Source organism: Paenibacillus sp. EB106-04-04-XG159, from assembly GCF_058791835.1.
This window is the reverse complement of the sequence record NZ_JBYTDY010000007.1, coordinates 58,661-81,727: the sequence shown is the minus strand read 5'-3', so window position 1 is coordinate 81,727 and position 23,067 is coordinate 58,661. Positions and strand designations below refer to the sequence as shown.

General features: G+C 46.1%; 17 protein-coding genes and 1 pseudogene. 5 read left to right on the top strand and 13 right to left on the bottom strand.

Annotated elements, in window-relative coordinates; genetic code table 11:
- Positions 1-64: 64 nt before the first annotated feature.
- Positions 65-370 (bottom strand): annotated as a pseudogene (locus tag AC3WTP_RS10555) (transposase); the annotation flags it as partial.
- Positions 371-611: 241 nt separating this feature from the next.
- On the opposite strand from AC3WTP_RS10555, the gene AC3WTP_RS10550 reads away from it, so the two are divergent.
- The gene (locus AC3WTP_RS10550) at positions 612-1,397 is read left to right on the top strand and encodes a hypothetical protein (RefSeq protein ID WP_492394567.1); all 786 of its coding nucleotides are present in this window, start codon (positions 612-614) and stop codon (positions 1,395-1,397) included.
- 123 nt (positions 1,398-1,520) lie between these two features.
- Here the strand turns inward: AC3WTP_RS10550 and AC3WTP_RS10545 are convergent, their stop codons facing one another.
- Positions 1,521-2,408, bottom strand: coding sequence for a GNAT family N-acetyltransferase (locus tag AC3WTP_RS10545; RefSeq protein WP_492394566.1), 888 nt, complete (start codon positions 2,406-2,408; stop codon positions 1,521-1,523).
- A 199-nt stretch (positions 2,409-2,607) separates the two neighbouring features.
- Between AC3WTP_RS10545 and AC3WTP_RS10540 the strand changes: the two genes are divergently transcribed.
- Positions 2,608-3,276, top strand: coding sequence for a phosphotransferase family protein (locus AC3WTP_RS10540; protein ID WP_492394565.1), 669 nt, complete (start codon positions 2,608-2,610; stop codon positions 3,274-3,276).
- A 436-nt stretch (positions 3,277-3,712) separates the two neighbouring features.
- Here AC3WTP_RS10540 and AC3WTP_RS10535 read toward each other — a convergent pair whose 3' ends face one another.
- The 9 genes from AC3WTP_RS10535 to pdhA all read right to left on the bottom strand — a co-directional run bounded on the left by AC3WTP_RS10535 (position 3,713) and on the right by pdhA (position 18,377).
- Positions 3,713-5,287 (bottom strand): peptide-N4-asparagine amidase, encoded by a 1,575-nt coding sequence (locus AC3WTP_RS10535; protein WP_492394564.1) that lies wholly within the window; start codon positions 5,285-5,287, stop codon positions 3,713-3,715.
- 1,377 nt (positions 5,288-6,664) lie between these two features.
- The gene (locus AC3WTP_RS10530) at positions 6,665-9,991 is read right to left on the bottom strand and encodes a DEAD/DEAH box helicase (protein WP_492394563.1); all 3,327 of its coding nucleotides are present in this window, start codon (positions 9,989-9,991) and stop codon (positions 6,665-6,667) included.
- A gap of 332 nt (positions 9,992-10,323) precedes the next feature.
- Positions 10,324-11,811, bottom strand: a complete 1,488-nt coding sequence (locus AC3WTP_RS10525) for a glutamate synthase subunit beta (protein ID WP_492394562.1) — start codon at positions 11,809-11,811, stop codon at positions 10,324-10,326.
- A 188-nt stretch (positions 11,812-11,999) separates the two neighbouring features.
- Complete coding sequence (locus AC3WTP_RS10520) at positions 12,000-12,488, bottom strand: dihydrofolate reductase (protein ID WP_492394561.1); 489 nt, start codon at positions 12,486-12,488, stop codon at positions 12,000-12,002.
- A gap of 60 nt (positions 12,489-12,548) precedes the next feature.
- Positions 12,549-13,343 carry a thymidylate synthase gene (gene thyA / locus AC3WTP_RS10515; RefSeq protein ID WP_492394560.1) on the bottom strand — a complete coding sequence of 265 codons (795 nt, stop codon included), beginning with the start codon at positions 13,341-13,343 and terminating at the stop codon, positions 12,549-12,551.
- 195 nt (positions 13,344-13,538) lie between these two features.
- Positions 13,539-14,954, bottom strand: coding sequence for a dihydrolipoyl dehydrogenase (lpdA, locus tag AC3WTP_RS10510; protein WP_492394559.1), 1,416 nt, complete (start codon positions 14,952-14,954; stop codon positions 13,539-13,541).
- A 3-nt stretch (positions 14,955-14,957) separates the two neighbouring features.
- Positions 14,958-16,220, bottom strand: a complete 1,263-nt coding sequence (locus tag AC3WTP_RS10505) for a dihydrolipoamide acetyltransferase family protein (RefSeq protein ID WP_492394558.1) — start codon at positions 16,218-16,220, stop codon at positions 14,958-14,960.
- Positions 16,221-16,257: 37 nt separating this feature from the next.
- Positions 16,258-17,235, bottom strand: a complete 978-nt coding sequence (locus AC3WTP_RS10500; RefSeq protein ID WP_492394557.1) for an alpha-ketoacid dehydrogenase subunit beta — start codon at positions 17,233-17,235, stop codon at positions 16,258-16,260.
- Positions 17,236-17,309: 74 nt separating this feature from the next.
- On the bottom strand, positions 17,310-18,377 hold the full coding sequence (pdhA, locus tag AC3WTP_RS10495; RefSeq protein ID WP_492394712.1) for a pyruvate dehydrogenase (acetyl-transferring) E1 component subunit alpha: 1,068 nt from the start codon (positions 18,375-18,377) through the stop codon (positions 17,310-17,312).
- A 304-nt stretch (positions 18,378-18,681) separates the two neighbouring features.
- On the opposite strand from pdhA, the gene AC3WTP_RS10490 reads away from it, so the two are divergent.
- A complete protein-coding gene (locus AC3WTP_RS10490; RefSeq protein ID WP_492394556.1) occupies positions 18,682-19,413 on the top strand; it encodes an alpha/beta hydrolase in 732 nt (243 codons plus the stop codon).
- A gap of 64 nt (positions 19,414-19,477) precedes the next feature.
- Here AC3WTP_RS10490 and AC3WTP_RS10485 read toward each other — a convergent pair whose 3' ends face one another.
- Positions 19,478-20,617, bottom strand: coding sequence for an AI-2E family transporter (locus AC3WTP_RS10485; RefSeq protein ID WP_492394555.1), 1,140 nt, complete (start codon positions 20,615-20,617; stop codon positions 19,478-19,480).
- A gap of 181 nt (positions 20,618-20,798) precedes the next feature.
- Positions 20,799-21,281: a low molecular weight protein-tyrosine-phosphatase gene (locus AC3WTP_RS10480; protein WP_492394554.1), complete on the bottom strand. Its 483-nt coding sequence runs from the start codon at positions 21,279-21,281 to the stop codon at positions 20,799-20,801.
- Positions 21,282-21,476: 195 nt separating this feature from the next.
- Between AC3WTP_RS10480 and AC3WTP_RS10475 the strand changes: the two genes are divergently transcribed.
- Both AC3WTP_RS10475 and AC3WTP_RS10470 read left to right on the top strand, forming a co-directional pair.
- Positions 21,477-22,136: a thiamine diphosphokinase gene (locus AC3WTP_RS10475; RefSeq protein WP_492394553.1), complete on the top strand. Its 660-nt coding sequence runs from the start codon at positions 21,477-21,479 to the stop codon at positions 22,134-22,136.
- 223 nt (positions 22,137-22,359) lie between these two features.
- Positions 22,360-23,043: a C40 family peptidase gene (locus tag AC3WTP_RS10470; RefSeq protein WP_492394552.1), complete on the top strand. Its 684-nt coding sequence runs from the start codon at positions 22,360-22,362 to the stop codon at positions 23,041-23,043.
- Positions 23,044-23,067 lie beyond the last annotated feature (24 nt).

Sequence of the window (23,067 nt, the reverse complement as noted above, 5' to 3'; positions counted from 1 at the left end):
ATCACTGGGTAGCGTCAAGAATTTTGTGTAAATGGAGATTTCCTTTTCTAGTAGATGCATTTGTTTAGTCCTTGGTTGTGAACATAGCCTGCAGTTTAGCACGTGCTAGATCAAACCCAATGTGACAACGTGTAGCGAAGCGCTGGTTATAGTCCTCAAACTGTGCCACTAGGAATTTTTCTAGGGCTTCTTCGTGTGGGAATTGTTCTTTACGCTTGGTATATTTCTTAATCTGCTTGTAAAAAGACTCAATAAGATTCGTTGAGTAGATATTTCTCGAGATTGACTTTGGGAAGCTGTAGAACGTGAACATATATGGGTTCTCACGTAAGGATTTAACAACTTTAGGATTGATAGTTTTCCATTGATCGCAGAAGTCCTCAAGAGAGCTTTACCTGCTTGCTCGTCTTCCGCACGTCATCTGAATCACCACACCGTACAAGTCGCAGAACACCGCCAATTTGTTCCACCGCACAAATATCTTGAATCGAAATCTGAAAGAAACCGCAAAACAAGAGAAATAATGATAAAATACTCGTATGGAACCGAAGACAAGCGCGTCGAAACTCTAAATCTGTTGAAAACAAGCTAAAGTAAAAGGTGGAGAAGCTATGAATTACGCATTCATCATTGAACCAAACACATATATCGCCTTCGAGAACGAGACGGAGCAGCTCGACAAATGCAAGGAATGGGGTTTGTTGTCCGAAAAAGCGACTAAAACAAAAACCTATTTCTACAAAGGAAGCGGCGTAAACATCGCGTGCAATATCGTGGGTTATGTCGACAAAATGACGGCCGTCATCGAGTTCGACAACATGAAGCGGCACTGCATCCATCCTTCATACTTGAAGGAGATGCAAGCGGCGAATTACGGGCAGCGGACCGCTGCGGTTGAATCTGACAAATCCGAACCGGCCAAAACGGAAGACGCTACGGAGACGGATACTACGGAGAAGGCTGGCGTAGAAGCACCGCAAGCTGAAGCAGTCAATGCCGATGCAGCTAAATCGCAATCTCCTGCAGCAGAAGAGAGCGTGGCGGACGAGCCTAAGGCCGAAAAACCGGCCAAGACAAAAGCGACCAAAGAAAAAGCGAAGAAGCTCGAGCTGCCCGAGGAAAAAGTCAAAATGACCGCTAAGGTGCAAGAGTTCACGACGGTACCGAACAACTTTTCCGACACGGACGACGAAGTCGTTATCTACGAAGCGGTCGCCACCCTAGATCCAGCGATCGAGGTTGGCTTAGCTTGGTCCAGCCACAGCGCGACGCTCAAGAAGCTGGAGCTCGCGATCGGCGACACGATCGTCTTCGAAGGCAAAATCGTGGCGAAAAAGCTGACCAAACATCCCGTGGCCTACAAAATCAACAACCCTGCGAAGATCCAGAAGCAATAAAAAGGTCGGTTTAAGTATTGGACTGGATGAACATCAATAAGCGGCGGTCTAGGACTTGAACATAAAAGTCTTAGACTGCCGCTGTTTCATTGAACATTGGAACCCTCAGCTCAGCGAGTTATTTTAGGATATATCGCTTGGCGGTCTGCTCAATCGGGTGTCCGGTTTATAATATTTTGTTAGCCAATGGGTTAAAGACTTCTCTTTGAAACCAAGACGCTCATACAATTTTTTCGCAGGATTGCCTTTGACAACCCCCAGCTTCACGATTTTTTCACCGCGACGGATGATTTCATTGACAAGAAATGAAACAAAAGCTCTGCCGTAACCACGCGATTGAAGATCATGTCGAACAGAGACATGACTCAGCTCACTGCCGTCAATTATTCCGACCGCCACGATTTCACCGTCGACAAGCATCACGAATCTGTTATTTCTGTCTTCCGCGAAACGTTTCCGCTCCCTCTCATTAGGAGGAAAATAATATGATGGCAGAATACCGACGTGCTCATGCATTTTGTAAAATGATACTTCCCAAATATTATGACATACAACATAATCATCATCTTCATATTGCCTGTCCGCAATATTGCTTTCAGGAAGAGGTCCGCCTTCACGTTCCATAATGTAAGACGAATAACTGATATAATAACCGTTTTTATATAAAAATTGCAGAGAAGAACGGTCGCCCTCTACACACGCACCCATCGAACGTTCTACTGCTTCGCTTTGGGAAAGCAATTGATCCACCTTTGCAATAAGTGCGGTACCAATACCCATTCTTCTGTATTCCTTCATGACAAATATCGTTGTCTCAGCTTTTCTCTTAAGACCATCGAATGAGAGAAAACCTACGGTTACGCCGTTGAAACGAGCAACAAAAATGCCGTCACAGAACATTTTTTCGCACTTTTGAAACATTTCGTCAAACTGTTCATGTCCACACAACATGGCTCTGATCGCAGCTTTATCCCTTTCGGGCGTATAGGGTTCTATTAATAGATTTTCCACTGACATTCCCCTTTTACTAATCATGATGTTTAGTTTATTGCGTATTGTTGTACCACTCTTTAATCCGGGATGCAACACTTGAACCCGACATCCAACTTATTTTCTATTAAATGAGTTCAAGTCAACAAGGTAGAGTTTCTATATAATCAGCACATATAAAAGGGAGCATGCATGAGCATACCCCCTCCTCCTTAGGCCGATGTTACCAGCAGCCTATCCATCACTCTACGAGCCCGGTCCGCTCGATGCTTTCGGTAAACCACCGCTGCGTGAACATATACAAAATGAGCAGCGGCGCAAGCTCGATCCTGCGCGACAGCTTGCCCCTGAGCATGCGGTAGAAATGGTGCACCACCTCTCTGCAGCACTGGACTGCTTCGCGGTACCGCTGCCCGTTCTTGACGTATGGCAAGGTGTTCGGACAGCAGCACAGCGGCTAGCCGCTCACTCCTCCGACTCCAGAATCGCCAAACTGATACATGCGTTCGACGAGATAGACCACCACATGCAGCGGATGACACCGGAACAATTAACGCCCGCTCACGGCGATACCTATACCCGCAACCTGCTGCCCACCGCTACCGGCTGTCGCTGGATCGACTTTGAGGACGTTTCCCTTATGCCCGCGTACTGGGATCTGGCTTCTTACGTCGGAAATTTAGCCTTATTTCACGGGCTACAGCATCCTGTCCTGCAATACATGCTGCATCATCCGAGAATCATAACCGATCGGCGTGCTTTTGCGTTTGCTTTGTCCGCTCGAACGATCATGTCTACGCTTGGCAACCTGGCTCTTGCTCTGGACGGACACGGCGATCTGCCCTTCGCCACTCGGCAATTAGAGCTTTGCGAGGATTTTCTGCTTTAGGTTGAACGTAGCATTTAAAGAGCGTTCCCACGGAGTGTGGACCCGCCAAAAAAAAAGGAAGGACCTCATATTCCCTGATAAGTGGGAATGAGGTCCTTTTTATAAGCTAAGTTTGACTCTTTGGAGTTCATGAACATTGCAAGTTAATTTTTGAAAAACCCCTTCTCGCATCAAAGCTGCCGCTTCTTCGATTGGATTCCCGCTTGATGGGCCTAAACTGGGTGTCTCCTACTAGGTCAGGTTATTGGTATGTGATAACAACTAGATTTCATGTGGTTAATTTCACCAATTCCCCTCAAATCGGGTCGGTAGACTCTTTAATAAATGTACATTTTCCTGTTATTTCCACAATGGAAGCCCAACCAGCGAATATTAACCACATATTCTCCAGTTAAAAAAAAGATCGGCATCTCAGTCCGTTAGCCCACAGTAGATTCTAAACATAACGAGTCAAGAACATGTTGTCGCTCTCGCCTCTGTACGTTTCGAAGCCGCCATGCGTCATGATCGTGCGCTGGTAGTTTTTGTTGTTCGAATCTTTGAAATCGATATGGCATGTCGTCGACCCATCGGTAACATCGCTCTGCGAAGGCGATCTCTGAAGTACCGCATACCCTTGCGTATTCATATATAAATGACTCCGGTACGGCTCGTTCAAGTCCGAATCTTCCAACCTATGAAGTTCCGTGATCGTCTGGCTGAAGTTGGAGGAAATGCTCATCGCCGTTGGTTCCTCGGCACGCAAATACGACATCGCGCTATCCGCGGTATATGTAATCTCCCGATGGAGCTTCGTTGTTTTTCCCCCAGGGCCGGTTAACTTTTCTTCGGTGATAACCACCTGAGCGTTGTGCCCGAGCTGCCAATGGCCCGTTTCACATTTCGTTTGATCGTTACTCATGCGAAAACTGGACGAAACCGAGGACACGTACGAACCTTCGGACGTTTCAACAACACCCTCGATTTGGTAGCTGTTTCCGGCTTCTTCATTGGTAAATTTATTTTCTTCCGAGCCAAGCATCGGGGCATCTCCTTGGAACGACACTCCCGTATAAGCAAGCGTGTTCTTGGTTATTTTCCCCGTTGTAGGTGACCCATTCGTTCGGTACAGGAACATCGAGCCGCTCATGAGCCAATAATTAACTCCGTTAACAACCTTGATCGTTAACATATGTTTGCCGCCTAACAAACCTGCGAACGGCGTCAGGTTCACGCGATACGGCGGCATGTTCATCGTCCGGATGGCGGTCACCGGCCTCCATAGCAGCGGATTAATGCCCCCTGTATACAATACGATTTCAGGCCATACGGAACCGGCAGGAATTTGATCGATGTAGATTTCGATTTCGCGAAAAGCAGCCGAGTGCGACCACCAGAACTCATCGTCGTTTTGGGCAATAGCGTACAAATCCAGGTACAGTTCTTTCATATCGTCCGGCAGCTCCAGCTCGATTTCCATGATCCCCTCTTTATTGACGGTATGAGTCTGATGGCTGAGTGCAATAGGGACAATGTTGTCTGGAACGCCTCGATCCAACGGATTCCGCTGTGCAGGTTCAATCGAATCTGCAGGATAAAATTCCAAAGAAACGGACATCAGCGGAATGCCGGTATGCAATTCGTCGAGATAATTTTCCAGATTAACGGTAAACGATACTTCGTCTATGAGGACGGGCAAATATGTCGTAATATCCTTTTGAATCTTCCACTGGATCCCTTCCTTGGACGGCTCCGGCGTACAACCGACAAAAATGTGCGTATTGTCCGCCCACACTTGCATCAACCGGTCAAACTGGCGCCCGGCTTGCGTGCCCGTAATCGTAAGGATTACTTTTCCCCACGTCCCCGAAGGGAGGAGCACTTCATTCGATACCGGCGGTTGCGCGTGTCCGAACGCTTGCTGTACCATAATTTGCACGACGGTTGGAGTCGATGAAGGAATCTCTACCGGCAAGTCCATCTCGATGGGGTTGTCGGTTTTTGCAAATTGCTTGCTGGGTGAACTATTCACTGATATCTCTCCTCTATTTCGTAAAATGCAACTTCTTCTGATAAGAATAGACGATACTAGCATAGCAACTCAAAATTTGTTAATCAACAATCTATCGATTTAGCGATCAATTCTCGTCATTCAACTAAGTTTGGGAGGAATACGAGCAAGATATTGTTGTTCAAAAGCGTACGCTAACCGCAGCCGGATCGTTGCTTCTTCCACATTAAATTCCATCGTTTGCCTCCCTTTTCATGCAAATTGTAACGGGGAAAGAACCAGTTATCTCGCTCTGGCCTCCCCATCCCTGCTGTACCTCAACTCTGTAACACGGTTATTCCCCGTTATCTCAGCTGACCTGCGAGTTCCGACCACTGTAACCGGGTAATAACCTGTTATCTCACGCGAGCCCTCACATCCGTGCACGGCCTCGACCCTGTAAGACGGTTTTTCCCCGTTATCTCACCTGACCTGAGAGTTCCGCCCGCTGTAACGGGGTAAAAACCTGTTATCTCGCGCGAGCCACCCCATCTCTGCACGGCCTCGATTCTGTAACACGGTTTCCCCCCGTTATCTCACCTAACTTGCGAGTTTCGCCCGCTGTAACGGGGAAAAACCATAAATCCTAACTTAAAGATGTACACTTTTACTTGTGAAATTATGTTCTAAAACGATAGGGGTAATCAGTCGCAATACAACTGTTTTGCGATTTCAATGAAATATATATGTACAATGAAGTTTGTTGTACATCACAGCATAATTGAATGGCGTTAGTTAGATCCCATCAAGCGTTTGTGAACAAGCATACACAATCAACACCGTACATTTGGATTCAATCATTTACACTTGTGCTTTCATAACGCAGGATTTGTACTTTATTGAGTATTATTCTTGAAGTGTTGTGAACCGAGGAAGCGTGGATTATATGTAAATGGGCGAGGAATGTGAACTAGTGACAATTATTTATATTAACTACATTAAATATCATTCCTAGATTATGATTCAGGTCAAAAACACTGCTGTTAAGGGAACTTCCAAGATACTTCGCTTGATATCGAATTTTATTTAACTCCATTAAATATGCTGTTCAAATAAAAACTCAAAATGGTTGATCAGATATAATTAACCACGTTAAATGTTCACTCCTAATCTACCCATGTCTAATAATTCACTGTGTCACTAGGTTGCTCAATCATACAAAGTTTGCATTATTCTACGCACCAGCTCAATAAGTGGACTTGATAAATTCCTAATTCCCCTCGACTGAAATCGTTTTTTTACAGTGATCCGCCAAATCAGCAACTCGCACACTAAGTAGTTTTAAGGCTGAGACGTCGGTTTAGGACATCTCAGCCTCATTATGTGCCTAAGCGCTAACAATTGAACGGTAGAGACCTCTCATCCTAGCATCAATATTTCACGTATATCCTGCTCAGTAAGGGTGGATAGCTCCTCATGACCCGGTTGAACCACTTCCTCGATCAACTTCATCTTTTTATGTTGAAGCTCATGCATCTTCTCCTCAACAGTCCCCTGTGTGACGAGACGTATCACCTGCACGACCTTCTTCTGTCCGATCCGGTAAGCGCGGTCCGCTGCCTGCTGCTCCACCGCGGGATTCCACCATAGGTCATACAAAATAACAGTATCTGCTCCGGTAAGATTCAGCCCTGTTCCGCCGGCTTTTAGCGAGATAAGAAACAGGTCCCTTTCCCCGTCATTAAATCGGTTGCAGAGCTGAACGCGTTCAGCAGAAGGCGTCTGCCCATCCAGATAAAAATACGGAACCCCTTGATAAGCCAGATTGCGCCCGATAATGTCCAACATCGACGTGAATTGGGAGAACAATAGAATTCTCCTTCCTGAATTGCGGCACTCCTCTATAATCTCCAAGAGCTGTTCGAATTTGGCCGAGCTTCCCTCATAGCCCTCAACGAATAAGGCTGGGTGGCAGCACAGCTGACGCAAGCGCGTTAACCCGGACAATATCTTAATCCGATACTTCTGATAGCCATCCTCGCTAAGATGCTTCAAAGTCTCCTGTTGCAGCTGTGCTAAGTAAGCCATGTACAGCTTCTTCTGCTCAGGCAGCAGTTCAGAGGCCTGCACAGACTCTATTTTCTCAGGAAGCTCCTTTAGAACATCTGACTTTAACCGCCGCAGAAGAAACGGACGTATGCGCTTGGCAACCATTTCTCTCGGCAAGTCATTGAACTCCCTTCTAACTGGGAACAACTCCGGGAACACCACATCGAATATGGACCACAACTCTTCCAGTCGATTCTCTACAGGGGTTCCAGTGAGAGCAAAGCGATACTTCGCTCTTATCTCCTTCACAACATGCGCTGTCAACGTGTAGTAATTTTTAAATACCTGCGCTTCATCCAGAATCAGCGAATGAAACGTCTGCTCTTCATACAGCGCAATGTCCCTGCGCAGCAACGGATAGGATGTTATCAGTACATCCACTTCCGATACATCCTGCAGAAACGAGCTTCGATCCGTCCGATTGCCGTCAACGATCGTCACGCGAAGCTCAGGAGCAAACCTCTGAATCTCACTGCACCAATTGTAAACTAGTGAGGATGGTGAAACGATGAGCGCAGGCTGCTTCTGCTCTCTGATCACTTCCAGTTCAGAAACGATAAATGCGATACTTTGCAGCGTCTTGCCCAGGCCCATATCGTCAGCAAGAATGCCGCCAAATCGATAATGAGCTAACGTCTTCATCCACTGGTAGCCGTATATCTGATAGTCCCGGAGCACGCCGTCCAAACGATCGGGTACTGCGAAATCCAAATTATCGGGGTTCCTCATATTTTCGAGAAGCTTACGGAATGATTTGCCTAGCTTGACTGAGCTGCCTAACGGCTGAGAGTCCAACAGATGCAGACCACGAGCAACCGGGAGTTGAGCCACTGTCCCCTTCCAGTCCCGAAGTCGAATCCCTGTATCATTCATGAAGCGTACGATCTCTTGAAACTCCTGACTATCAAGAGGCATTAACGCACCGTCAGGAAGACGATAATACTTGCGCTTCTCATCAAGCGTCTGAAGGAGCTTGCGAATATCCGATTCTGGGATGCCATCGATCTCGAACTTAAATTCCAACCAATCGGTTCGTTCGTCAACATTAACGCGAATAACAGGTGCAGCATTCCCCTTGAAAAGTCGAAGCTTAACGGCAGTAGTGGCGTGTATCTCTGCCAGCGGTTCCAACTGAGGAACGATGTGATACAGGAATTCATATTCAGAATCTTCATCATCCAGAAAATAACCGTATTCCGTCTTTGCGAAGGAGCATTGATCCATAAGCTCCAGAATACGATGTTCCTTCTCCCCTTCACGAACAAGAATATGTTCCGTACCTCGCCTGTACCCATTGGCCTCCAATGGATTAATGACGATCTCGCCATAATGAAATTCCAAGCCTGCTAGCAAACGCCCTCTAACTCGATCCAGATACAGCTTCGCCTTAAGCGGCACTTGCATCAATCGATCGGATACCGTTTTAGCGATACGCACACTGCCTAGCTTCATCAGCCCCGGAATAACCTGTTCCATAAACGGCTCCATCTGTTCTGGCGCAATCTGTATCTGAGGCTTAAAGGAAGCATCGAGCAGCTGTTTCATTTCAGACAGACGATTGCAATGGTTCACTGGCAGCTTAATGAGCTTCCCCTCACTAATAACAACGCCGTAATCCTCCATCACGGTAACTTGCTCTAAACCCTCTATATCCATCTGATAGCCCTCAACACCAGCTTGTTCAAACACAAAGTTCAGCGGAATCAGTTCATCCGAGACTTGAAGTCCATCATAAGTCACTCCGTTATGCTGAAGCTTTACCATCGGTGACTTCTCTAGCAGCGGAAACAATGTTTCCCACGAAAATGGCGGAATTAACAGCATCCGATCACCGCTTAAGCTGATGGATGATGCGTAATTCATTTTAGACGTCGCATGGTACATCTTCTCATGACGATAAATCTGCGCTAGATGCTGCATCACAGCTGCTTGCTCAGGGTGAAAGCGGTGGCGCTCTGGTTCATATGTAAAATATTTAGAGAATTCGTACGCAACGCCGCGATCGATTCGATCAAGGAAATCTCGGATCCTCTGTAGGATGTACAGTCGCTTGGGTCCCAGCTTCATTTCCACACCAAACATGAACTTCTCGTCTCCGTAAGCAAACGGTTTAATCGTGAATTCGACTTCTAGGCATTCTCTTGTATCGAAAATGGAGCCGCTGCCTGAGCGCTGCAGTTTATGGCTAAACAACTCCATCACGCTGTTCGAAATTCGCATATCTCGTAAGGATACAACCGAATGATCGCTGAAATCAGTACGATCTCCACGATTACGCTCTACCTTATCGCGGCTATCATCCGTATCATTATCCTCTGAAATGATTGGCACTTTACCATCCTGCTGCATCTCCGCAATATTTAATAGCACCGCAGCGACATGCTCGCAGTACTTGAATGAAGAAGCAAAGGAACAACATGAACAATTTGCGTTCACATCACCGTTGCGGTCTATCTTAACGTGCACCTGAACATCTTCGCTACCAGCTTTTACAACTGCATCGAAAATAGGATAATCAGGGTCAAAATCGTAAAAATGTACTCGATTAGCTCGGTGATAGGCTTGTCCTTCTTCATATCCTGCTTTACCGCACAGCATTTTTATCAATCGTAAAGTCATATAAGAGCTCACAGACATAACCCTTCCTCTTCATAACATAGTCGCCACAAAACTTCATCTTGTCTTATATGTTAATAATACTATGATCTGAATCATTGTGAACATAAAAGGCATATTTTGTGTGTAACCGGCACAGAAACCATTATTGGCTTCGTAGTGAATGTTATTCTGCTTATTTCGTTTATATCGCAGAGTCAACGACTGCGAGTGCGAAGGTTCCATGCGAAGTATTCAGATAAAAAGAACCTCCAACTCCACATAAAGTGGTGTTGAAGGTTCTTTAGCGCATGTCACGAGGTTGAATCACTTGTGTGTACCCTCATGAAACATCCTCTTCATGCAGTATAGGATTATGGCAGCAAGGTGGTACCCATCAGGAAACGGTCCACTTCACGAGCAGCCTCGCGTCCTTCATTGATGGCCCATACGACCAAGCTCTGACCACGGCGCATATCGCCCGCTGCGAATACATTCGGAGCGTTGGTGCGATATGCGCCGTATGCGGCCTTCACATTCGAGCGGCGATCCGTCTCCAGCTGGAGCTGATCGATAATCATGCGCTCCGGTCCGTCGAAACCGATCGCGATCAACACGAGCTGAGCTGGGAATACGCGTTCTGTTCCCGGAATCGGTTCATAGACCTTGCGACCGTCCTCGGTCACTGTACGCTGAATCTGCACCGTGTGCAGCTCCTTCACGCGCCCGTTCTCATCTCCGACAAACTTCGTCGTCATGATGGAGAATTCACGCGGATCATGTCCATACAGCGCCTTAGCTTCCTCCTGCGCATAGTCGAGCGTATACACATTCGGAAATTGCGGCCACGGATTCGCGATCGAATCTCGCTCGAGCGGCGCCTTCGCATGCGTGCCGAACTGTGTAATGCTGCGGCAGCCGTGACGAAGCGCGGTTGCCACGCAGTCTGTGCCCGTATCTCCGCCGCCGATCACGATGACATCTAGATCGTGGGCATTGATGTAATTCCCGTCCGCAAGCTTCGAATCCAGATAGCTCTTAATCGTACCGTTCAAGTAGTCCATCGCATACTGAATGCCTTGAAGCTCGCGTCCTTCGATATTGAATTCCCGCGGCTTCGTAGCTCCGCCGCATAATACAACCGCGTCATAGTCCTGTTGAAGCTGCTCCGCGGGGATATCCTTGCCGATCTCCGTATTCGTTACGAAACGGATGCCCTCTGCTGCAAGGATATCGACACGCCGCTGTACCACATCCTTGCTGAGCTTCATCGTCGGAATACCGTAAGTCAATAAGCCGCCAATCCGATCCGCGCGCTCATATACCGTAACCGAGTGCCCAGCCTTGTTCAGCTGCGCTGCAGCAGCGAGTCCCGCTGGTCCGGAGCCGACGACAGCGACTTTCTTGTCTGTGCGCTGTTTAGGCGGCTCAGGCTGAATCCATCCTTCATCGAAGCCGCGATCTACGATAGCCAGCTCGATCGTCTTGATCGCAACGGACTTGTCAATGAGTCCGACCGTACAAGATCCTTCGCACGGCGCTGGACAGACGCTTCCCGTAAACTCTGGAAAGTTGTTCGTCTTATGCAAGCGCTCAAGCGCTTCTCGCCACAGTCCTCTATATACGAGACTATTCCACTCAGGTATTAAGTTGTTAATTGGACATCCAGAAGTTCCACCCGTCATCTCGATGCCTGTATGACAGTATGGTGTACCGCAGTCCATACAGCGAGCGCCTTGCATACGCAATTCTTCGTCACTCATATGTTTATGGAATTGTTCCCAATCCTTGATACGCTCTAAAGGATCACGGTCTGCGGGAATCTGTCGCACATATTCCATAAAGCCTGTTGGTGTTGACATACATCCTTCCCCCATGTCTATCCGATTCTATTCTTCATATCTATAGCTATATGTTACATAGCTGGTCCTATAATAGCCTTCATTTTATATTATGGAATCGGCAACGCATTTCCCATAGAGTATTAAGCGTATCATTTGCACTGAATGACGGATGGAATCGTTCCTGTGATAGCGATGTTCTTTCAGCTTTATAACAATCTTTTGTAGATGACGAAGCGATGAGCAAACAGATTGCGGTCATCAACTGTACCTGGCAGCTCTTCAACAATCGTCCAATTCGACTCGTCAAATGGCGGGAAATATTCATCTCCCTCGAATTCAGCATCTATATATGTAACATATAGCTGATCCGCATATGGCATGAACTGCTTGTAGACTTCAGCACCGCCGATGATTATCACATCTTCCTCGCGCGCAAGCTTCAGCACAGCCTCGATCGAATGAACGACATCGACTCCTTCATGCGTCCATTCCGTATTTCGTGTCAGCACCACATTATGTCGTTTTGGCAGAGGCTTACTGCCAATCGACTCAAACGTTTTGCGTCCCATCACAACCGTCTTGCCTTTCGTTTGCTTAACGAAGAAAGCCATATCATTCGGCAAACGCCAAGGCATTCCGTTATCCTTGCCAATGAGCTGATTCCGATCCATTGCCCATATCATGCTAATTCCCATATACGAATGCTCCTTCATCTAGTGCTGTTATGATGCCGATTGCATGATCACACCATTTTCCTACACAGCTATTGGCGCTTTGATAGTCGGATGATACGTATAGCCTTCGAATTCAAAGTCCTCAAACTTATAATCGAAGATCGATTCCGGCTTCCGCTTGATCACGAGCTTAGGCAGCGCATATGGTTCGCGCTCCAATTGCGTCTTGACCTGCTCCACATGATTCGAATAGATGTGTACATCACCGCCAGACCATATGAATTCCCCTACATCCAGATCACACTGCTGAGCGATCATATGAGTCAACAACGCGTAGCTCGCAATGTTAAATGGCAGTCCGAGGAAGGTGTCTACAGAGCGCATATTCAGCATGCAGCTAAGCTTACCTTCCGAAACGTAGAACTGGAACGCATAATGGCATGGAGGAAGCTTCATCTTATCGACCTCGCCCACATTCCATGCGGATACGAGCAAGCGGCGGGAATCCGGATTGTTCTTGATCTGCTCAATTACATTCGCAATCTGATCAATGACACGGCCATCCTTCGCTTCCCAATGACGCCACTGAGAACCGTATACAGGCCCAAGATTGCCGTTCTCGTCTGCCCACTCATCCCAGATGCGAACGCCATTCTCCTTTAAGTATTGTATATTCGTATCGCCGCTTAAGAACCACAGCAATTCATGTACGATTGATTTCAGATGCAAGCGTTTTGTCGTCACAAGCGGGAACCCTTCCTGAAGATCAAATCGCAATTGGCGCCCGAACACCGAGAGAGTTCCCGTACCTGTACGATCCTCTTTATGAACACCATGTTCCAATACGTCTTCTAGCAATGCTAAGTAAGCTTTCATTCTATATCCACTCCGATCATCTACTATTTAATCTTAAACTATAGTTTAACAAAAAAATTAAGGTTGCGCGATTGGGAGTTATCGTAATTTATCAACGTACAAAAAAATCCCCCGCCATCCAACCGGATGCGGGGGGGGAAGCACCATGTGCATTAGAACCATTACATACAAGAACCAAATCTTGGAGAAAAGAGCTTACTTCACTGTGTGGATCGGATGGCCGAGCACTACTTCTGCTGCTTCCATAACGATCTCACCAAGTGTTGGATGCGCGTGGATTGTCAACGCCAGATCTTCGACTGTCGCTGCCATTTCCACTGCAAGACCCATTTCAGCGATCAGGTTGGACGCTTCAGGTCCAACGATTTGTGAACCGAGCACGATACCAGTGTCAGCATCTGCTACGATCTTCACGAATCCGTCTACGCTGCCGCCAAGCGACAAAGCACGGCCATTTGCTGCATAAGGGAACTTACCGGACTTCACATTCTTGCCTTGAGCTTTAGCTTCCGTCTCCGACAAGCCTACGCTTGCGCATTCAGGATCTGTGAAGCATACAGCTGGCATTGCTTTATAATCAACGACGCTAGGCATGCCTGCGATCGCTTCAGCCGCTACTTTACCTTCATAGGATGCTTTGTGAGCAAGTGCTGGACCAGCAACGATATCACCGATAGCGAAGATATTCGGAATGCTAGTACGTCCTTGATGGTCAACTTCAACCAATCCGCGATCCGTCATCTTCACGCCGATCATATCGAGACCGAAGTCACCGTCTGTGTTAGGACGACGGCCAACTGTAACAAGCAGATAATCAGCTGTAACTTCTTTCGATTCGCCGCCTACAGTGAATTTAACCGTTACATCGTTCTCAGTTTGCGTAGCAGATTCTGCTTTCGCACCTGTGAAGATTTCGACGTTCGATTTCTTCATGTTCTTAGCAACGATTGAAGTCATATCCTTATCGAAGCCTGGAAGCACCATATCAGCGCCTTCGATGACAGTTACCTTAGTACCGAACTTGGAGTACATTTGACCAAGCTCAGCGCCGATGTAGCCGCCGCCGATAACGATCATGCTCTTCGGAATCTCAGGCAAGGACAACGCTTCTGTCGAGGACAGGATGCGGCCTTCGAATGGGAAAGCTTTCAGTTCGATCGGACGGGATCCTGTAGCTACGATACAGTGGTTGAACTTGTAGCGAGGCGCTTCTTGATCGTTGAACAAGCGCGCTTCTGTTTCGTTGATGAACATCGCTTCACCTTTGAACACTTGCACCTTGTTTGCTTTCAACAGGGCGCCAACGCCGCCAGTCAGCTTTTTCACAACTCCGGACTTGAAGCCTTGAACTTTATCCCAGTCTACAGTAACGTTCTCAACGTTGATTCCGATGTCAGAACCATGCTTCGCTACTTCATACTGGTGTGCAGCGCTGATCAACGCTTTGGATGGAATACATCCGCGATTCAAGCATACGCCGCCTACTTCGGATTTATCTACGATCAATACGCTTTGACCAAGCTGTGCAGCGCGGATCGCTGCTACATAACCGCCAGGGCCTGCGCCAATAACCAATGTATCAATATTTAAAGATGCGTCTCCCACTACCATTGATTACACCTCCATTACAAGCAATTCTGGATTAGCGAGCAATTGCTTGATATAGTTCATAAAGTTTTGTGCTGTCGCGCCATCGATAATACGGTGGTCGAAGCTCAAGGACAATGCCATTACAGAAGCCGGTACGATCTCACCGTTCTTCACAACTGGCTTCTCGGAGATACGGCCAGTACCCAAGATCGCAACTTCAGGGAAGTTGATGATCGGAGTGAAGAACATACCGCCAGCGGAACCGATGTTCGTGATGGAAATCGTGCTGCCCTTCATCTCTTTAGGACCAAGCTTGCCTTCACGGCCGCGTGCTGCCAAGTCGCGGATATCGTCAGCGATCATCCAGATGCTGCGGCGATCAGCGTCATTAATAACAGGAACGATCAAGCCGTTGTCTGTATCTGTCGCGATACCGATGTTGTAGTATTTCTTGTAGACGATCTCGTTCGCTTCTTCGTCGATCATTGCGTTCATAACCGGGAATTCGCGGCAAGCTGCTACCAATGCTTTTACGATGAACGGCAGGTAAGTTACCTTCTTGCCTTTCTTCTCCATCATAGGCTTCAAGCGAGTACGGAATGCTACGAGCTCTGTAACATCCACTTCGTCCATAATTGTAACGTGCGGTGCAGTGTATGCGGATTTAACCATTGCATTCGCAATCGCTTTGCGGATACCTTTGAATGGTACGCGCTCTTCTTCTACAAAACGATCAGCAGCTGCTACTGCCGCTTTAGCTGCAGGCGCTTTGTCAGCTGCAGGTGCTTCAGCAGCCTTAGGAGCTGGTGCTCCGCCTTGAGCAAATGCTTCAACGTCTTCGCGTGTGATTTTGCCTACATTGCCTGTTCCAGGAACTTCAGCGATGTTCACGCCGAGATCGCGAGCAAGCTTGCGAACGCTTGGCGTTGCCAATACTTCGCGTGCAGGTACCGCAGCTACAGGAGCCGCAGCCTTAGGTGCTTCCGCAGCTGTTTCTGCTGCAGGTGCTTCTGCTTCTTCAGCTTCTGGTTGATCTGGCAATTCGCCTTCCGCGTCGATGATTGCAACAACCTCACCCATGTGCATGACTTGACCATCTTTAGCCAACACTTCAAGCACTGTTCCGTTTACCGGACAAGGTACTTCTACAATCGCTTTATCGTTTTGTACTTCCATGATGATATCGTCGTCTGTTACTTTATCACCAGGCTTAATAAGCATCTTAATAATTTCGCCTTCATGCAACCCTTCACCTAGTTCTGGGAAGCGATATTCAAACTTAGCCACGATGAAAACCTCCTACGTTCAATTACAGTTCTATTTATTAGAAGTTCAGTACTTTATTAACAGCTGTTACGATTCTCGCTGGCGTTGGGAGCCATTGATCTTCGATTTGCGCAAATGGATAGATCGTATCTGGACCTGCTACACGGAGCACTGGTGCTTCGAGGTGCAGAATTGCTTTTTCATTGATTTGCGCAATAACTTCAGCAGCAACACCAGATGTTTTCTGTGCTTCTTGAACGATGATGACACGGTTAGTCTTCTTGATCGAAGCAACAATCGTATCGATATCAAGCGGCATCAACGTGCGAAGATCGATGACTTCTGCTTGAACTCCTTGCTTCTCAAGCTCAGCAGCAGCTTTCATCGCTGTGTGAACCATCAAGCCGTATGCAAGGATTGTAACGTCTTTACCTTCACGCACAACGTTTGCTTTACCGATCTCAACTGTGTATGCATCCTCAGGTACTTCATCACGGAATGCATGGTACAAGTTCAAGTGCTCCATAAAGAATACTGGGTCGTTGTCGCGAATCGCGGAGATCAACAAACCTTTAGCATCATATGGGTTAGAAGGAATAACTACCTTGATACCTGGAGTTTGTACAAGCAAGCCTTCCAAGGAATCTGTATGAAGCTCAGCCGCTTTAACACCGCCGCCGAAAGGCGTACGGAATACGATTGGCGCATTGTAACGGCCGCCAGAGCGGAAACGCAAGCGTGCAGCTTGCACACAGATTTGATCCAATGCTTCATATATAAATCCAACGAATTGAATTTCTGCTACTGGGCGGAAGCCTTGAATACCAAGACCTAATGCCATACCGCCAATTGCGGACTCTGCAAGCGGAGTATCGAACACTCGATCTTCGCCAAATTCCTTCTGCAAACCTTCTGTCGTACGGAATACACCGCCGACGTGTCCAACGTCTTCACCAAATACGAGAACGTTCTCGTCACGCTTAAGCTCGACGCGCATTGCGTCGCGAATCGCTTCTTTCATATTCATTTGTGCCATTGAATCGTGTCCTCCCTACCGTTTTAGCAAAGATCTCTTTGCCTATCTGTTACGATCTATATCAAACCGAATGATTATTGAAAATCAGCTTTTTGCTCTTCCAGATGCTGTGGTGTTGTTTCGAACATCGAATCGATCAAACCAGCAACCGTCATCTTCTCTGTCTTCTCAGCACGTTTGATTTCTTCGTTGACTTTAGCTTTCGCTTCTTCTTTCACGCGAGCTGTGTCTTCTTCAGTCCAAAGTCCTTTAGCAGCCAGGAATTTACCGAAGCGTTCGATTGGGTCTTTAACTGACCATTCTGCCTCTTCGTCCTTCGTGCGGTATTTTGTCGTATCATCCGCCATGGAATGCGGACGGAAACGGTATGTCAACGATTCAATCAGAGTTGCGCCTTCGCCTTTGCGACCGCGTTCAGCAGCGATCTGAACTGCTTTAATAACAGCAAGAACGTCCATGCCATCAACTTGCATACCAACGATACCTGCAGCAACTGCTTTGTGAGCGATGGATTTCGCTGCAGTTTGCTTCGCGAATGGAGTTGTGATCGCATAGCCGTTGTTCTGTACGAAGAAGATAACAGGGAGCTCATAAGCACCTGCAAAGTTCATGCCTTCGTAGAAATCGCCTTCGGAAGAACCGCCGTCACCTGTGTATGTGATCGCTACTTGCGGTTTCTTTCTCAGCTTGAAGCCTTTAGCGATACCCATTGCGTGCAGAATTTGCGCACCGATGATGATTTGCGGCATCAATACGTTAACACCTTCAGGAATTTGACCGCCGTGCTGATGTCCACGAGAATATAGGAAAGCTTGATAGAGCGGCAATCCATGCCATACGATCTGAGGCATGTCACGATATGCTGGCACTACGAAATCTTCTTTTTGAAGCGGATATACACTGCCGACCATCGATGCTTCTTGACCAGATACTGGCGCATAGAAGCCAAGGCGGCCTTGACGACCTAAGTTAATCGCACGTTCATCCCATGTGCGAGTAAATACCATACGGTACATGATTTCTTTCAATTGCTCATCGCTAAGTTCCGGCATCATATCCGGATTAACAACTTCTCCTTCAGGAGACAACACGGTTAATGGAGTTACATCTTCCGTTTGAACTTCGAATGGGAGCTTGCTCATCATTTTCACCTCAATAAATAGTTTGAAGAATTTTGATCTCTGTTATATCATTATCATACACCTGTTGTAGTCGATAAGTCAAAGGAATCGCGAAATTTATGCGTTTTATTTTGCGGTGTTGCTATAACAGACATATTTTCACAATGTAACAGAGTGCAACAAAATTGACTGATTTGTGAATATCAATACTAATTTTAGTGAACTTGGTGGATATTTCACGAACAAAAAGAAAAAATTTCTAGTTCCCTTCCATCTACGTTAGTGTTAACCAATTCAAACAAAAATTTGCATGGAGTGACAAACAGTGACAGATAACGTTTATTTAAAGAGAACCATTGTTAAGCATGTAATCGATTGTCCACTACTTGAATCCAGAAAACGCGATGTGCGCGTTTATTTGCCGCCAGGCTATCAAGAGATGTTGACGTACCCCGTTGTTTATTGCCAAGATGGAGAGGATTTCTTCAATTTCGGCCGAGTAGCTACCATCGCCAATCGCATCATTATTGATGACGATGTTGAACCCTTTATCGTAGTTGGAATCGATGTCGATAAGAAAATTCGCACTTCTGAATATTCACCAGATGGAGAACGTTTTGAAACGTATATGGCCTCGTTATCTGTAGATATCGTCCCGACCATTGAACGCTTGTTCCCTGTCCGTCAAGAATGGACCGATATTGTTCTAGCTGGAGATTCATTGGGCGGAACATCATCATTGCATGCGGCACTGCGTTCGCCGGATAAATTCAGACAAGTCATCTCTTTATCCGGTGCGTACTACCCAGCTTCGCAGGAGATTATCCGCAAACAGACTGATCTATCGTGGCTGCACCTGTTTATGATTGTCGGACTGCAGGAAACAGCATTTGAGACCGATCGTGGAGTGTTTGATTTTGTTGATCTTAATCGCAGCGCTCGTCAATTGTTCACGGAACGCGGAGCTCATGTTCATTATGAAGAACACGATGGTCAACACTTATGGGGCTTCTGGCAGAAGCATATCCCTGATGCGCTTCGTCATTTCCTACTCTAATCTGCCCATATCAAATAGGCTCCTATCCAGACAACAAGTCCGAATAGGAGCCTTATTCTTGTTATTATGATTCTTGGTATATACCTGAACGTTCTTTAAACCAGCGGAACAAATGTGTAGCGATTACCTTAAGCACTGCGTATCCCGGTACCGCTAATATGATGCCCATAATACCAAACAGATTGCCCGCAATTAAGATTACGAAGATAATCGTCAGCGGGTGAATCTTTAGCGACTTACCCATGATTTGAGGCGAAATGAACTTTCCTTCTATCAATTGAACAACGGTCCACACGACAATCATTTTCAACAGCATGATCGGTGATGTAACTAATGCAATGATCAGCGCAGGTGTTATCGCGATAGCAGGTCCTAGATAAGGCACGATTGCTGTACATGCTGCGATGATGGCAAGCACCAGCGAGTAGTCCAGACCGATGATCAAATATCCAATGTATAGTAACATACCGATGCACATGCTTACCAAGATCTGACCGCGAATATACGAGCTGATCTGTCCGTTCATTTCAGACAAAACACTGGCAGTACGCTTTCGAAGATCGGTCGGAAAGAAACTGACAATATACCTTGGAAGCTTCTTGCCATCCTTCAGAAGATAGAACAGCACAAATGGCACAAGCACAATGGTAAACACGATATGTGTTACTGTCCCAACCACAGATCCAATGCCATGAACTGTACTGTTAACAAGTTCTGATAATTTGGCGGTGAAATCTTGCATTAAGTCAGGCAAATTAAGATCTAGGCTTTGCTGGATCTGCACGAAAAGGTCACTAGCAATACCCTGCTCCAGCAATTTCTGTACTTCAGAAAAGTAAATGGGGAGATTGTTTACTAAGCTAATAATTTGATCGCGAACAAATGGAATAATTGCGACCACCAAAAATGTAACTAATCCAGCTATCAGCAAATAGACCAGCAGTATAGCGTAGATTCGTTTAACTTTCCTCTTCTCCAGCATGTCAACGATTGGATTCAGCAAGTAGTAGGCTACGCCTGCCAACATGATTGGTAAAGAAATAGTTGCAAGTATAACTTTTAAGGGTACAAAAATGAACGATATCCGATTAAACACAAAGATATTCAACCCGATAAGCAGCAGTACAAGTAAAAAGAAAATTAATCTATAATGTAATAAAAATCGCAGCAGCTTTGCGCTGAGGCTTTGCTTTTCCCCCTCCAAGGTCTATCTACTCCCCTTCAATAGCGAATGTAAATCAAAATTTCTACAGATCATTGTCTCTTATCTATTTATCAGCATCTCCCGTTTAATTTCATACGCTGCACACTAATTTTCGTTTCAGATTCACACTGCTTATTGTTATTCATATAAAATGGAGTCCCCAGACGGAACTCCACTTCCCTCAACACTCAACTGAGTGTTGAGCATTCATAATTCGTTTAAGCAGCTGATCGCAACCAGCATTAACGAGACGATACACATGATCAAAGTTGCCTGTAAAATAGGGATCCGGTACATTACGTTCTATTTCTTCAGGCAGCAGATCCATGAACTTGAATATCTCTGCTGTTGCGCCGGATGCGCCTTCCCACCCTCTAACATCACGTTCGTTGCTTTCATCCATACAGACAATATAATCATAATCCTTGAAATCATGAACATGCAATTGTCTAGCTTGCATCCCCTTATAGTCAATCTTATGCTGATCCAACAGACTTCTCGTTCCAGTGTGAGGCGGTTTGCCAATATGCCAATCTCCTGTACCCGCACTGTCAATCTGAATCTGACTATCAAGTCCAGCTAAGCTAACCTTATGCCGCATCACTGCTTCCGCCATTGGCGAACGACAAATATTCCCAAGACATACAAACAATACTTTAATCATACGATCCAACTCCTATGTACATCCGTTTTCTCTATTGTAACGATATAAGGCAGCGAAGATCAATTACTCACCTTTCAGCTATACGTTTTCTACTCTTGTTGAACTGCTGTACACCTATTGGTATTCATTCAATTAAGCTATATACTGTAAGTAAGTTTAACTACTACATGCTACTCCATACAAGGAAGGTAACTTATGCTCCAACCAACTCTTATTCATGACAAACGTATCGTTATTGTGGCTGGCGGTCATGTTGATCGCCAAGTACTTGCAGATATTCAGGAATCAGACTTCCTCATCGGCGCGGACCGTGGTGCTTTAACCTTAATTGAACACGGATATCGGCCCGATCTTGCGCTTGGCGATTTCGATTCCGTACATGCGGAAGAGCTTGAACGAATTACCCATTCGAGTTTAGTGTTCGAGGCCTGCGATCCGATAGACAAAGACTATACCGACACAGAGCTCGCTTTTCGTGCTGCTGTGAATAGAAATCCGAAGTCAATTCTGCTCTTGGGTGCGACGGGGACTCGTTTAGATCATACACTTGCTAACATTCATTTGCTTAAACGAGCGCTTGAGCTTAGCATTCCGATGCAAATTAAAGACGCGAATAATCGAATTCAGCTTACAGACAGCCGCATATCGATCTTGGACGAAGGCTATCCTTATGTATCGTTGCTCCCCTTATCTTCACAAGTTCAGGGTATCGACTTGGAAGGGTTCGCTTATCCGCTGCATAATGCTTCACTTACGATAGGGCAATCTCTTGGCATCAGCAACAAGCTTGTGGAGTCCCAAGGTACGATCTCAGTACGTGAAGGAACAATCTTGATCATTGCCAGCCGTGATTAACTTGACATTTGACGATCATGATCTTCAGTTATAAAGAACCTCTGGACCGCTTTTATAGCGGCTGGAGGTTCTTTTTTATTTTCATATTTCACACAGAAAAGTTTACTGCATGTTCAAAATGCTTCACAGGGAAAAGAATAATTTACATCATTTAGTATATGCGTGTTGATATATACTTCTGATATACTCTTTAGTAACAAATCGTAACTAAGGAGTGACAAATATGACATTTTCGTTCAAGAATAGGTCTAAAGCCGCTGCCATCATTTCCTGCCTCCTGGCAGTTTCTATCTTGTCTAGACCTGCGTCAGCAAAAGCGTTATCTCATGAGGCAGCCGTATATCCGAGCTCAGTCGATATTAATAGCACAATACATCCTTCTTCAACATCAAATGGTCAGTTCAACGCTTTAAGTACAAGCACTGCGGACCAGGTCATTCAGATCGGCAATCAGTATCTAGGTACACCATATAAGTTTGGCGCGGACACAAATCAAACGAAAAACTTTGATTGTTCATCTTTCGTGCAATATGTATACGGCCAAGTAGGTGTCGACTTGCCGCGCACTTCATATACGCAAGCTAACGAAGGAACAGCTGTAAAACGTTCTGAACTGCAAAAGGGAGACCTCGTGTTTTTCTCATCCGGCAGACGAGGTAAAGGAAAGATCAGTCATGTGGCGATCTATGCAGGCAATGACAAACTGCTGCACACCTATGGAGATCCTGGAGTAACTTATTCCAATCTAAGCGATTCAGCTTGGGACAATTCTTATGTTACAGCTCGACGTGTGCTCCATAACAGCAATAACAGCAATAACATCAAAAACATCAGTAAGACACCTTCCCATGATAATCAGCGGAACCGGACAACTGAAGAGGAATATTATCTTGGTTATTTTAATTAATGCTTAGAGAATAAGGCAGCCACG